The organism is Bradyrhizobium sp. 45, assembly GCF_023073155.1.
Classification (GTDB): Bacteria; Pseudomonadota; Alphaproteobacteria; order Rhizobiales; family Xanthobacteraceae; genus Bradyrhizobium; species Bradyrhizobium canariense_D.
In genome coordinates, this window is the sequence record NZ_JADPIX010000122.1 from 931,130 (window position 1) to 943,669 (window position 12,540).

12 protein-coding genes and 2 pseudogenes are annotated in these 12,540 nt (G+C 57.0%); 8 read left to right on the plus strand and 6 right to left on the minus strand.

The features are described from left to right. The first annotated feature begins 48 nt into the window (after window positions 1-48). The 3 genes from IVB42_RS24855 (at window position 49) to IVB42_RS24865 (ending at window position 2,493) form a co-directional block, all read left to right on the plus strand. Window positions 49-1,332: an FAD-binding oxidoreductase gene (locus IVB42_RS24855; protein WP_247376444.1), complete on the plus strand. Its 1,284-nt coding sequence runs from the start codon at window positions 49-51 to the stop codon at window positions 1,330-1,332. Between the two features lie 399 nt (window positions 1,333-1,731). Then, window positions 1,732-1,923, plus strand: coding sequence for a hypothetical protein (locus IVB42_RS24860; RefSeq protein WP_247384735.1), 192 nt, complete (start codon window positions 1,732-1,734; stop codon window positions 1,921-1,923). Window positions 1,924-2,133: 210 nt separating this feature from the next. Then, window positions 2,134-2,493, plus strand: a complete 360-nt coding sequence (locus IVB42_RS24865; RefSeq protein ID WP_083926331.1) for a hypothetical protein — start codon at window positions 2,134-2,136, stop codon at window positions 2,491-2,493. Between the two features lie 153 nt (window positions 2,494-2,646). Here the strand turns inward: IVB42_RS24865 and IVB42_RS24870 are convergent. Together IVB42_RS24870 and IVB42_RS24875 are read right to left on the minus strand one after the other, a co-directional pair. Further along, a pseudogene (locus IVB42_RS24870) lies at window positions 2,647-2,872 on the minus strand (cold shock domain-containing protein). 565 nt (window positions 2,873-3,437) lie between these two features. Continuing rightward, window positions 3,438-3,830: an avidin/streptavidin family protein gene (locus IVB42_RS24875; protein ID WP_039798703.1), complete on the minus strand. Its 393-nt coding sequence runs from the start codon at window positions 3,828-3,830 to the stop codon at window positions 3,438-3,440. A 484-nt stretch (window positions 3,831-4,314) separates the two neighbouring features. On the opposite strand from IVB42_RS24875, the gene IVB42_RS24880 reads away from it, so the two are divergent. Next, window positions 4,315-4,548, plus strand: coding sequence for a hypothetical protein (locus tag IVB42_RS24880; protein ID WP_026232582.1), 234 nt, complete (start codon window positions 4,315-4,317; stop codon window positions 4,546-4,548). A gap of 69 nt (window positions 4,549-4,617) precedes the next feature. After that, window positions 4,618-4,863, plus strand: coding sequence for a hypothetical protein (locus tag IVB42_RS24885; protein ID WP_247282434.1), 246 nt, complete (start codon window positions 4,618-4,620; stop codon window positions 4,861-4,863). Between the two features lie 513 nt (window positions 4,864-5,376). On the opposite strand, the gene IVB42_RS24890 is transcribed toward IVB42_RS24885, so the two are convergent. The 3 genes from IVB42_RS24890 to IVB42_RS24900 form a co-directional block, all read right to left on the minus strand. Continuing rightward, window positions 5,377-5,886 (minus strand): GNAT family N-acetyltransferase, encoded by a 510-nt coding sequence (locus IVB42_RS24890; protein WP_026232583.1) that lies wholly within the window; start codon window positions 5,884-5,886, stop codon window positions 5,377-5,379. A 71-nt stretch (window positions 5,887-5,957) separates the two neighbouring features. Next, on the minus strand, window positions 5,958-7,172 hold the full coding sequence (locus IVB42_RS24895; RefSeq protein WP_018453715.1) for a hypothetical protein: 1,215 nt from the start codon (window positions 7,170-7,172) through the stop codon (window positions 5,958-5,960). Next, window positions 7,169-8,641: a coproporphyrinogen-III oxidase family protein gene (locus IVB42_RS24900; RefSeq protein ID WP_247361046.1), complete on the minus strand. Its 1,473-nt coding sequence runs from the start codon at window positions 8,639-8,641 to the stop codon at window positions 7,169-7,171. Before IVB42_RS24900 ends, IVB42_RS24895 begins: the two co-directional genes overlap by 4 nt. Before the next feature lie 916 nt (window positions 8,642-9,557). Here IVB42_RS24900 and IVB42_RS24905 point away from each other — a divergent pair. The 3 genes and pseudogenes from IVB42_RS24905 to IVB42_RS24915 all read left to right on the plus strand — a co-directional run. Further along, window positions 9,558-10,277 carry a hypothetical protein gene (locus tag IVB42_RS24905; protein WP_247369668.1) on the plus strand — a complete coding sequence of 240 codons (720 nt, stop codon included), beginning with the start codon at window positions 9,558-9,560 and terminating at the stop codon, window positions 10,275-10,277. Further along, window positions 10,274-10,717 carry a tol-pal system-associated acyl-CoA thioesterase gene (gene ybgC / locus IVB42_RS24910; protein ID WP_026232585.1) on the plus strand — a complete coding sequence of 148 codons (444 nt, stop codon included), beginning with the start codon at window positions 10,274-10,276 and terminating at the stop codon, window positions 10,715-10,717. Before IVB42_RS24905 ends, ybgC begins: the two co-directional genes overlap by 4 nt. Window positions 10,718-10,813: 96 nt before the next feature. Then, window positions 10,814-11,090 (plus strand): annotated as a pseudogene (locus IVB42_RS24915) (hotdog domain-containing protein); the annotation flags it as partial. A gap of 319 nt (window positions 11,091-11,409) precedes the next feature. On the opposite strand, the gene IVB42_RS24920 reads toward IVB42_RS24915, so the two are convergent. Beyond that, window positions 11,410-12,537 carry an FAD-dependent monooxygenase gene (locus IVB42_RS24920; RefSeq protein ID WP_247471293.1) on the minus strand — a complete coding sequence of 376 codons (1,128 nt, stop codon included), beginning with the start codon at window positions 12,535-12,537 and terminating at the stop codon, window positions 11,410-11,412. Between the last annotated feature and the right edge of the window lie 3 nt (window positions 12,538-12,540).

Here is a 12,540-nt window from a genome sequence, read left to right on the forward strand (position 1 = left end):
GCGCCACCTGGGCTGATCAAGAAGCAAGAATAGTAGGAGGATTTCTGGATGCGAAACAATTCAGCATCACATGGATTGTGGGCTCTCACCGCGCCATCGGCGCCAGACACTGTTCCCCTCGCCAGTGACACCGCAGCGGATGTGATCGTGATTGGCGCTGGATATACCGGGCTGTCGTCTGCACTTCATCTCGCCGAAGGAGGGGCGCGCGTCGCGGTGTTGGAGGCGTCCGAAATTGGGTTCGGCGGTTCGGGCCGGAACGTCGGTCTGGTTAACGCGGGCATGTGGGTGATGCCTGACACCCTTCCGGATACGCTCGGCGCCCCCTTCGGCGAACGGTTGATTGAACAACTCGGCCGTGGACCGCAAAAGGTGTTCGACCTCATCCAAAAGCATGGCATCGAATGTGAAGTGGAACGTGCCGGTACCCTGCATTGTGCCGTCGGACGTAAGGGCTTGCAAGAGATCGAGGCCCGCGCCGAACAGTGGCAGAAGCGTGGCGCCCCTGTCGTAGTGCTAAATGCAGAGGAGACACGCAGGAAAGTGGGCGGTGGCGAATACAGCGGGGCGCTGCTCGATAAGCGCGCCGGGACGATACAGCCGCTGGCCTATGTGCACGGTCTAGCGAGAGCCGCGCTTGCAGCGGGCGCCAGGATATTCACACAGAGCGAGGCTGTTACTGCGCAACACAACGGCCTGCGCTGGAGGATTAGCACAGAAAGCGGATCGGTAGATGCGGAATGGGTGATCGTTGCGACGGATGCCTATGGTAAAGGACTTTGGTCGCAGGTACGGCAGGAGCAGATCCATCTGCCCTACTTCAACTTTGCTACAGGTTCTCTGCCGGATGGTCTGAGGAAGTCGATCCTGCCTGAACGGCAGGGAGCGTGGGACACTCGAGAGGTCCTCTCTTCATTTCGCTTGGATCGCTCCGGGCGCCTCGTGTTTGGCAGTGTTGGTGCCCTTGAGGGTATTGGCGCATCCGTTCACCGGGCATGGGCTCAGAGATCGTTGCGCAAGCTGTTTCCGGGACTTCAGGATGTCGAGTTTGAAACCGGCTGGTTCGGCATGATTGGAATGACCTCGAACAACCTGCCGCGCTTTCACGAGCTCGACCGCAACGTCGTTGCTTTCAGCGGTTATAACGGTCGCGGCATCGCACCTGGCACAGTCTTTGGCAGTGTGTTGGCTTCGTACGTTCTGGGGCAGATCGCGGAGAACGATCTTCCGCTGCCGGTCACTGCCGTTGAACGGCAACGCTTTCGTGCCGCGCGGGAAGCCTTCTACATCGCGGGGTCCCAACTTGTTCACCTAATGGAGACCCGGTTCTGATTACCCAAGCGAGTTCGCCAAGTATGGGACTGTCATCGGCATGCTCATGACTCAACTTCGCGCTCTGACGGCCATTGACCTCGATCTGTTGCTACGAGGCGAGCGATTTTTGTGTTCTGTACGTTCGGTCGAGCTTCACACGGAATTCTAAACGCTGGCGACGGCCTCTCTTTGGCGGCGGTATAGACCGTGCTGTCATCGGAGCGACGGGTGCTAAACTCGTCCGAACTTCGCATAAAACGAGGAAATCATGTCGCGTTATTTCTCCGTCCCAGAGGTAGATGCCGGCCTCAACTATCCGAGGTTGATGGATGCCTTAAGCGGCGCGGCGGAGAAGCGATGCCGGTGCGGCAGAGCTATAATGTTGGTACCGCTGCAAGCCCAGGTCGTCTCCTGACAATGCCGGCTTGGGAGCGGGGCAAGGCACTCGGCGCGAAGCTGGTGACCGTGTTTCCGAAGCGCGGGGCATGCGGTCTCCCGCCTTTTCCTCGCTTTACATGCTGTTCGACGGCAACCGGTCGGCCGCGCGCAATGATCGATGGCGAAACACTCACTAATCGGCGTAGGGCCGCCGCCTCCGCGCTCGCATGACGACATCTCTCACGCCCCGACAGCCGCACGCTGCTGCTGATTGTAACCGGCCGGCTCGCCTCCTATTTGGCCGTTGCCCATCGCGCAGTTAGGCCGATTGAAGCCGTGCTGGTCTCGGGGCGCAATGCGCAACGTGTCTAAGCTCGCGGACACACTTGAGCATCAGGTCTCAAGGCCAAACCGGCTGCTGATCAGACGGACGCTCTCTCGTTGGCGGACATCGTTAGCTGCGCCACCACGTCACGTGAGCCGCTGATCGTAGGTCAGCACCTCAGGCCAGGAACACATCTCGATCTCGTCGGCGCATTCACACCAGAAATGCGTGAGACCGACGACGATGCTGTTTGCCGCAGCCGCGTGTTCGTAGATACTATGCGTGCCCTCAAAGAAGCCGGTGATCTGCTCCAGCCGATTGCGGGTGGCCGGTGGGACGCCTCAATGATTTGTGGGGATCTTCATGAGTTAACCAATGGTTTGAAGTCTGGCCGCCTTTCGCAGCAAGAGATCACTCTCTTCAAGTCTGTTGGGGCCGCAACCGAAGATCTTGTGGCTGCGAATCTTCTTGCCTGAGAAATACAATGGTTTTGAAAAAACACGAGATCGCGTATTGACACTGATGTGCGCCTTCAGGCGAGGTTGCCGACTCTGAAGTGTTTCGCCGAAGTCAGATCGAGGCATGTAAGCGAAGAATGCTGACACCCTAGGCGAATCACTGTTGACGCGTCACGTAGCTGATAGCGCGAATGATCCTGTACGCAGATTTTCTGCGGATACCTTGCCTGAGCTGCCAGTCTTGATCTCTAACCTGATCAAGGCCCCCTCTGCAAGATCGGTATAGCCGGCCTTCTCGACCGCCCTGTGTGCACGAAAACGTCGGCTCCGCCATTAATCCAGCTTGATAAAACTATAGCCTGGTCGCGTTAAACCACTTTGCGATGCCAGTCGTCACTAAGTATCTCTAATTCCAAATGAGGGCGATCTACCTAATGCTAGAGAGGGATCAAGTCCGTACTCGTTGCCAACGTGCGATCTTGTCGCCGCGCAACATGAACCGGCAATAGCAAGCAGCTTCGCGGAACGGTTAGACCGAGCGCGCCCTTGGCTACTTCCGGCGGCGAAGCCTGCGAATCGCGCTGCGTGAGAATTCTAGGTATCGAGAGCTGAAAATTCACGTCGTCAACCAAACTCAGGCAACGCGACCGCCGCAGATGTTAGCGGCATCTGCCGGAGCCCGCGCTCGGCTTCAAAACAAGGACCTGAAAAGTAACGGTAGTGCACGGATCGTCCCGCGATTCGGACGCAAATTCAGAATGTCCTTTCGGATTTCGGGAGAGGCCCTTTGATGTTTTTCCCGGGCCGTTCGGCACGACTTGCCGGCTGTCCAGCATCGAAGCTGATCCTGGACAGGCCAGTGCTCCACGAAGGCGAGCCCACATTTCCCGAAGAGACGCAGCCAAAAACTCGCGAGAGTGAGTTTCCAATCAAAGGTCACGACAGAGCAAGAAGATTGAAAACTACCATACGCGCGTGAATGTATCGGCACCCTTCAACTTGCCGGGCTTGCCGTTCTTGTCAACGTAGAACAGCGTCCATGAGGTCGGCATTTGAGACCCGTTGAGCTTTCCAACCCACCGGGTGAAGGAATTGCACTGGGCAAAGGTAACAACAAAATACAAGCCAGCAGGGCTAACGGCTCCCGATGCAGGATATGGAATGCCCTGGCACGCAAACCCTTGAGCATGGTTTGTGAAAGTCCCTTGTATTGCCCCGCTATTGGCGGACCAAACAAAAAGTTCTGAACCTCGTTCATTCTTCCAGTACGAGGGGGCAGGAAGCCCCTGTGCGATGGCCTCGGCGGAAAGGAAGAAGGAATGGGCGAGCAGCAAGAGTCCCAGAAGTCTCTTCATATTTAAGCCCCAAAAGAGGTCACTTAAAGGTCGCAACGTGGATCATCTAGCGTGATACAACTTGAGGTCATATTCACTGCCATTATCTCGCGTTCGGCATAGGAATGCGGCGCATATACCCGAAATCACGCTGGATCGCGGCGTAGCCGACCCTGTCGAGCCCTCGGCGCTTCTCATCCTCGAATCGGTTCGCCTGGGCGGCCGAGCGCCGAGCCGGTGCTCGGTTATTTTGATGTGCCACGCCTGTGGTCGTCGGAGGAGATGCGGAGAGTAGAGGTCATTGTCCACGAGCTGTATCGGATCGGGCAATCCGCGCCAGGACTCCGACGCGATCGAATGAGCTGCGCCGGGCAATGGGGAACCCACGGCCGTCGACAGCGCGGGCGGACCCAGGCCGATCGAGCAGAAAGACGGCGCCTAACAAGGACAAACGCTGCTAATCGCCATGGTTGCAATGGTAAAGTTCCCACTGACTGGGGGCAACATGGTTAAGGCATTTCGCAATACGGTCATGGCACTTACTTTTGTGGGAGTTGCCGGCTGCAACATGTTTTGGAATTTCATGAATGACTATATGGTCTGCGGCCTTGCGCTGGCGGCTTCAGTGACAACCGGCTTTTGCGTTGAGCGCATCTTCATCGAGCGGTCCCGTCGGGAGATGATCCGCCTCTACGGCGCGGACTGGCATTCGGCGGAGAACCGACAGCTCGACTCATGAACGTAACCCGTCGCCCGCCGTCATTTTCATCATCCAATTGTTCGCATTCGACCCGAGGAGCCTGGCCCGATGATTAAACCGGTCCATCCATTCCGGTTCGCTCGCATCGAGCGCCTGCGAGAGCTGCTTGAACGAGACTACCGAATGGCAGTTGACCCGAATACGGGCGTGAGCACCACGAAGCTGGTGAGACCCGATCCGCAGCTGCTTGATGCAGGTTTGGTGCTCGATCGTGATCCAGAAGGGTGCGAGCTGGGTCCTTGGTTGAGAGCCTGCGAGCGCTACGGCACGCAACCGGTCGATACGCCCGAGTAGCATCACGATCTGGAAGGGCGACCACCACAAGCTGGTAGGGGGCGATTGGACGCGCCCGTGCATCCACCACCCCGCATCGCCAAGAGCGGACTTTTGGATTCCATACGCAACAGAATGTTGCGGTTGAATCGAGGTGGATTTGTATGCCGGCTGGCAAGGCTCACGTCGCGAGCCCACGACACTCCAGAGCGTCTTCGCCTATCCGCCGCTGGCGCACCGTATCAGCTCTCGTTTTGAATGCAACGCTGGCTCGGCCAGACGTGAGTTTGTGCGTGCGTTCGAGGCCTATCGGTCGCGAAACCTTCACGTCCTTGTCAGCTACAGTGACACGATTCATTCCGATCGCAGATCTCGCGAAGCTTAATGAGAAAGTTCTCGCGGATGATACGGTTTTATCTGAGCGCATTCCACGTCATTCCCAAGGAGCGAGATTGGGCATTTCGGCTAGTCAGGGGCAAGTGATTGAATTTGTGCTCGTTGCGCGACCGTAGAGCTTCACTGGATTGTCCGGTCTCACAACCTCATTTGCTCAGCGGGGGTCATTCCTGGCCAAATGAGCCGCTTCTCGTAGAAGATCACTGCATATCCGTGCAACATCCCTTCCCTGCGGCGAACATAGCCAGCGCTCTCATAAAGTCTTTGGGCCCCTACTTGGATCGTTGTTGTATCGAGCATTATCCACTTGAAACCGAGAGCAACAGCTCGCGACTCCAATTCACGAAGAACCCTCCTTCCAAACCCTCGTCGCTGAAAGACGGGGTCGACCCGCATACGTTTTAGTTCTGCGACATCATCATCAAAAGGTTTCAGCCCACCCATGGCAGCGAACCGGGGACCAATATGCGCAACTACGAAGTCACCGCCCGAGGCGATGTATACTTCCCCGATATTGCGTAAATCATCCTCCCAAGCCCCTTCCGGGCCACACACACCAACATCCTGCGATGCGCTTCTGTGCAGATGCCATGCATCATCGCTATCCCCGGACTCGAACCGACGAAGGATCAGTTCGTCTTGAGACATCGACTATTACCTCTCGACCGGTGGCGGACGCCTGCGCCTTTGTTTTTAGCCACGCAGAGACCACCGTCGGCTTACGGGCGCGCCTCTGTCAACAGCCGCTGAGAAAGGACAGCCTCAACACTTTCCGATACCTCAACTCCGACAACTGGACGACCCGGCTCAACCGTATATTTTAAGGCCGTACTACGATGCATCCGGGTAAACCGATCCAGTGCACAAACACAGGACGTGCGCAGCGTTCCGATTTCGCCGCCGTGATGCTCCACGACTGGCGAAATGGTCGCAACCCTGGGAAAGTCCGCTTTCCCCTTTAGCCAACCTGGCTTGAGCGGTGCACTCCCTTTGCCTGACGACAGCCAGCGGAATACCTCGTGAATGCATCTCTGCGGATAATATTCGGACAGCCGGTACAGATCCCTATAAAATTGCGGTTTGTGGTGGAAGAGTTCTTCACCGACCAGTAGCACCGAGACCGCCACGATACGGGCCGAGAAGCGGCCGCTTGGACCAAGCGTATTCTTATAAGGATTCTTTCCGTAAAACACACGAAATTGGCCAAATAAGTCCGGCGACATATGTTCATAAAAGCGCGTCAGAACATTGTTTGCTGACTCAAGGCGCTCCAGGCATGTCGCAAGACATTGCCCCGCATCCACGTCGGCCACATCACGCAACTTGAGCAGAGCGTCCATTGCTGACTGCAATTCGCTCTCGATGATCTGGTGGCCCAAGCAAAAATCTCGCTCCTCGACGCCGGCCGCGCCGAGGCAGTATACGCGTGGATCGTTCTGCAGCGGATTCGTAAGGATCATATCTTCATAGGAGAGGACCTCAATGCCAGGCCGCCGTTGACAAGTCGAGCGCGCAAGGCGGATCAGTACATCTCCCACCGTCAGCTCGGCGTCCACGGGATGAAGGCCGGCAAACGCAGACATCTGATAAGCACAATTTACGAGATATTGGATGTCTGTCTTAGCGATCTCGAATTCCGACTGCGGCAGACTTAGCAGCTGCGCTTCATAGTCCGCCTCCGCAATCATCGCGTTGATATTACGCCCAAGAGCCTTAACCGCTTCATCTGGTCGTTCACTGCATTTGATCTCCGCAATGCAGTGCGGCAGTTGATCGGCGACAAAATTGCTGACAAGCCCAAGCGGGCGTTCTCGGTGCCGGCGATCAATGCTATCGGACAGATGCGAAAATATGTCCTCCGCCTGGGAGGGCGAGCCTTGCGGGGTGGAAACGGAAAAAGGAGCGACCATAAATGAGCGCGCACGCGACTTCATCGAAACGCAACTTGCATTTCGGCACTTGACCCGTATCGTGCGGCCGGTGAGTAATCGTGCTTTTCGAGCAGATCAGTTCGTTTGTCTATTATCCTACTGTCGTTGTACGCGACCCGCTCGAGTATATTGTTCGAGAAAAATAGCAGCGATACGGCGCCCGAATTGATAGTGCCGGCGGCAGTTAGCGAAAGCAGGCCGTTCGAAATGCAGATGAGTCCTGCCTCATTCAAGAGTTCAAGCTCGCGGCCAAAGCATTTCTCAATGGAAACCCCAAACTCCCGCTCGAAGCGGGAGAGCAACACCCCACTGCTACGCAGGGCAAACATTACCGTTCTGCGCATGAGATCATCTTGCGACAGGACAACACCCTTCCACACAGGCTTCTCGCCCGCCTCAACCCTATATAGGTAGCGATCTAAATCTGCCTCGTTATAGAACTGGCACTGGCTCATGTAACCAAACCCGGCAACCCCAAACGGGACCAGATTATTGTCGTTCCAGGAATCGTATTTGCGGCTCTGTTGAATTGAGTGCGGCTGCGACTGCTTACTCCAATAGAAAATCGGCCCATGGCGATAGCCGAGTTTCGTGAGGATGTGCTCGGCCATAAAATGCATGATAATGCGCTCCTTAGCCCCGGCAAATTGATATCGTCCCCTAGCCAAATGGCGGGCTACGGGGTCTGTAGATTTAAACATCAATGGGAATACATTGAACTTCTCTATTCCCATATCCAGTAAGCCGATAAGTGAGTCGTACCAGCTCCGGAGCGTTTGCTGCGGCAACCCATACATGAGATCAAGCGACAGATTCTGAACGCCCATCTCATTCAGTAACTTTACTAGTTGTACTACCTCGTCCACGTGGTGCCCGCGGTTCAATATGCGTAAAATGCTCGGATCTAGACTCTGAACGCCCAATACGAAGCGGTTTACGCCGGCTCTAAGCAGTGTGGATATGCGATCTGCAGCGTCCGCTTGCTTTGCAAGAGAGGGATGCAATTCGAAACTCACTTCCGACTTAGACAAGTCAAAGCGCCGGCTAATCATGCCAAATAGCGTTTCGAGTTGACGGTTGGTTAAGAACGAGGGAGTGCCGCCTCCAAAAAAAGCAGTCTCAACAGCTCTGCCACCGAGCGCTGCGTCCGACCAACTCATCTCTTTATCTAAAGCCGCCAGATAGCGCTCCACTCGCCCGGAAGATGGATTGATTTCCTTGGCGAAGTGGCAAAAGGTACAATACTGATCACAGAAGGGGATGTGAAAATAGAGATCAATTGACGACGAAACCTGAAGCAACAACTTTTCGGCATTCAGGTCGCCCATTGCCTTGAGAGGCGGATATGTGCCGACAAGATAATCGTTGTGCATGTCAAGGTGCAAATTCCGTGACCTCAACATGTCAAGGTTAATGTCGTACGAGCGGTCGATCGCGAATTCCAAGGCCTCGGAATAGGACGGCGCACGCATTTTTTTAAACTCCTCTAGCTTTCTTGTGAAGGCAAGGCCCGATGGCAGCTTCGTTGCTCGTGTCACATCGCGCTCTTAAGCTCGGGCTCGATACTGAAGTCGTGCAATTCGATCAGACGCGGATTTGTCGGCTCCTACTCGACGCAACCACCGTAGAGCAGACCGAGTGTCGCCATCCGCTCGGGGACACGCGGGATGATTATGGTTCGGCGAGGAAGACAGATGCCGTGGCCGAATGTCCTTCGGGCGTTGCGAAACGGCACCGAGAAAGACTTCAGGGGCTGAGGAGTGCGAATACTGCTGGAGAAAATGGTGCTCCACCTTCGAGTGTGACCCGCGCCGGGTCGGGCGCCGAGCTCGATCTGCTCCAGCGTGCCATTGAACAACTTCTGTCCGCTCCCCTCTTCGACAGGAAGCGGCCATTGCTCGAGACCAAGCTTGATTTGGTTTCCTCCCGGTCCGACGCCAACATTCGCATGCCGCTGCATGCATTCGACACAGAGCCGCCCAAACGTGTCACACTGGTTCGGATTTGCTCGGGAGTAAGCGCGCTCAATGCTAGTCGTGTCTGGTGGTCTTGAGAGTTACCCGACGCGAAGAACGACAGCGGCACCCGCGAGGGACGCGGCAAAGCTTTAGGCGGGACCGCACTCAATAGCGCAGGTCCAAGGCATTGAGTCGAGCAAGTTTCATTTGAACTCCTGGGCCGGCGAATGCGAGATCGTCATGGTCGTGCGGATCCATTTACGGTGTCCCAGCAATACACGTGCCACTAAAGACATTTGCGAGCCTGGCTTGAAGAGGGCAAAACCATGTGCTTCGTGTCCACCGACGGAATACTCGCGCCTCAGTGTCTGGTCCCGGACATTAACGTCTTCAGCCGGACACGGCTGAACACGACAACGCGGAATGTTGAATGACGTTGGCGGCCTCTCATGCCGAACTCGAACATCTGCTCCAACGGCCACCTTACGACCGAATCGCCCGGCTCATGAAGGCAGCGTCCCGGCACGTGACGGATATGCAAATGAACTCGTCGCTTTCTTGCGGCGCGGTGGCCACGGAGCGACTTCGATCTATTGGCGGCGCTCGGCGCGGACTTGCCAGGCGCGGTGCGTGTCGTACCGAGCGACGAGCTCGGGCGCAGAGCATCGGCGCGGCCGACTCTTCGGTCAAGGTACCGTGGATCATTCTGCCCGGTTTCATCGATCTCCATGACCATCTCACCTGGAATATCCAGCCGCGATGGCTGACCGGCCGGAATTTAACAATTGCTAAGAATGGTAGGATTCGCGGAATAGGACTGCTTGCTGAACAATCCGCACTGCCGGGCAATCCCGACTTTTTCCTGCGAAGCGGAGATGTACGCGGAGATCAAGGCGCTTGCCAGTGGGGCGACCTCGGTCCTCGGGGATTGCTGAGCAGCGATAAGAGCTCTGCAAACCATCCGTGCGTGCGGGACTTGCCCGAAATCTGGATAGGGGGTGCCGGCTTCTCGCAAAGCAACCGGTCTCCGACCGGCCTTGCGCCGGGCAGCCTCAACCTGCACGCACCAAACCCATTGGCACTTGCTGCGGAACGCGCCTCTGTGCAAGACAATTCGTCCCAGAACGGCAGTAAGGAAACCGCACTGTGACAGCTTCTCTTGATGGCGAAATTCGCGACGGCGGCCATCATATGCAGGTCCGCGTCTATTTCGAAGATACTGACTCCGGTCAGATTGTTTATCACGCAAATTTTTTGCGCTTCATGGAACGCGGTAGAACGAACTACTTGCGCCTGCTCGGAACCACTCAGCAAGCGCTACTCAGAGAAGCCAAGAAAGATGCGCCCGGCTTTGCCTTCGTTGTCCGCTCCATGACGATCGATTTTCTAAAACCGGCGGTCTTGGATGACCTGCTTGACGTCGTCACAGTCCCGCAAGAGGTGAGGGGAGCGTCGATTGCGTTGCTGCAGGAATGCAGGCGCGGAGACGATCTCCTAGTCACGGCGCGTGTACGCGTGGCGTTTATTTCAGCCGGAAAGGCGCAGCGCATCCCGAAGTCGCTGCGGCTCGCTATGGAAGGGCTTCGATAGATCTGCCGCTTAGTTCAAGCTTTTGGCTTCCAGCGCCCCACTGAAATCAAGTCATTAAGCTTCTGTTGCGACCTAGTCAAACCAGTGTTCGGCCAAATTGTGTATCACTCGAACTTTTTGCGCTTCATGGAACGCAGCAGGACGAATTACTTGCGCCTGCTCGGAACCAGTCAGCACGCGCTGCTCCAAGAAGCGCAGAACGATGCGCCGGGCCTTTACCTTTGTCGTCCGGTTGATGACAATCGATTTTCTAAAGCCGGCGGTCTTGGACGACGAGCTTGACGTCGTTACTCTCCCGCAAGAGGTGAGAGGCGCGTCAATTACCTTAACGCAGGAATGCAGGCGCGCAGAGGATATCTTGGTCACGGCGCGTAGCGCGGAGGCGCGCGCCATGCCGTTCCGGTCTCCACAATCGCCTCCGACCGGAATCGAACCCTGCTCTGACTCGAAATCACGGCCGAGATCGACCTATCGTAATGTCGCGAGGTCAAAGGAGGGTCTTGTCATGCGTATCGGCGAACGATCCGCACCTAGTAAGGACGCCCGATTGCTTGCTTTTGAGCGTGCCGGCTTATTCAGCCTCGTGGCACATCCGAACCCATGGCGTGGGCCCAACTCGCAATAGCTCTGTCCCGTTCAGTCGGCCGAGCAATAAGTCGGTGGATGAGGCGGGCGAACGATTTCGGGCGACGTCACATTCTTAACCGCGTCCTTGCCGCGAGCGGAAGGTGCGCTTGCCAAAAAGGTGTTGGCCAGCGGTGTGCGGCTGCTTGGTAAATCGAAAAAAGCTGCCGCACAGAATGGTGCCATGTTTCAGCAGTCCATACGGCGAAGGCCTCCATAGCGACGCAATCGCCGAGGAGTTGGCGGCCGATTGCCTCTGCACCGTCCACCGCCGATGCTAACGCGTTCGCAAGGCCTTGAGATGCGATCGGATCGAAGCTTGCGGCGGCGTCGCCGATTGCCAGCCAACCCTCACCGGCAGGATGATCGAGCAGCGACGGCGAGGCGTCGACGCTCTTCACATGGCCGCTACGAACCAGTTCCCTTGTCCAGCGAGGAAGCGAGTTTGTGTCGTCAAGCGCAGCGAGAAGGGCTGACCGCGCGGCGTCGCTTCGGGCGCTGGCGGGATCACCGGTGAACAGGGCGCAGGTAAGCGTCCGCCCCGGGCCGCACACCGCGTACCACCATCCGACCCCAGTGGCTTCGACGGTCAGTGACGGCGGTTCGCTCTGCCTTTCTGTGTCGGGCGCGGACTGGACGTGAACGGCGAGGAGGCGAAAGAGACTCTTGCGTTTCGCACCGAGCCGGCGAGCTAATGTCGACGTAGGCCCGCTTGCATCGACCACGAACGCCGCACGCAGGGAAGCTAGACCATTCCTCGAACGGCTCTGCACAGACCAATAGCGATTGCGGCGGCTTAGACCGCGAACGTGATGGCCGGGAAACACATGGGCGCCGGCCCTCATGGCTCGGCTCACGAGCAATTGTTCGAGGGCGCCGCGGTCGATCACCCAAGCGCGCCCGCCCGGGTGACCGAGAAAATGCTCGCGGTTCGGCCGAGCCATCGACCATGCGCGATCGATGCATGCGAGGGGACATGCCAGATTGCCATTCGCTTCGATAAGGTCGAGGAGACCGAGATGAGACAGAATAGGAATGGCGTTCGGCGTCAGTACCTCGCCGGGCTTGCCCTTAGGCTGCAGTTCTTTCTCCAGGAGTGCGACGAGCAGACCCCGCTCCGCCAGAGCCGCGGCGGCGACTGCTCCCGCCGGGCCCGCGCCGACCACGAGAACGTCCCAGACGCGGTCGTCGTCCACGCC

Coding starts and splice junctions, on each gene's coding strand:
- IVB42_RS24855 (WP_247376444.1), top strand. CDS start 49: ATGCGAAACAATTCAGCATCACATGGATTGTGGGCTCTCACCGCGCCA.
- IVB42_RS24860 (WP_247384735.1), top strand. CDS start 1,732: ATGCCGGCTTGGGAGCGGGGCAAGGCACTCGGCGCGAAGCTGGTGACC.
- IVB42_RS24875 (WP_039798703.1), bottom strand. CDS start 3,830: ATGAAGAGACTTCTGGGACTCTTGCTGCTCGCCCATTCCTTCTTCCTT.
- IVB42_RS24880 (WP_026232582.1), top strand. CDS start 4,315: ATGGTTAAGGCATTTCGCAATACGGTCATGGCACTTACTTTTGTGGGA.
- IVB42_RS24885 (WP_247282434.1), top strand. CDS start 4,618: ATGATTAAACCGGTCCATCCATTCCGGTTCGCTCGCATCGAGCGCCTG.
- IVB42_RS24890 (WP_026232583.1), bottom strand. CDS start 5,886: ATGTCTCAAGACGAACTGATCCTTCGTCGGTTCGAGTCCGGGGATAGC.
- IVB42_RS24895 (WP_018453715.1), bottom strand. CDS start 7,172: ATGAAGTCGCGTGCGCGCTCATTTATGGTCGCTCCTTTTTCCGTTTCC.
- IVB42_RS24900 (WP_247361046.1), bottom strand. CDS start 8,641: ATGCGTGCGCCGTCCTATTCCGAGGCCTTGGAATTCGCGATCGACCGC.
- IVB42_RS24905 (WP_247369668.1), top strand. CDS start 9,558: ATGACGTTGGCGGCCTCTCATGCCGAACTCGAACATCTGCTCCAACGG.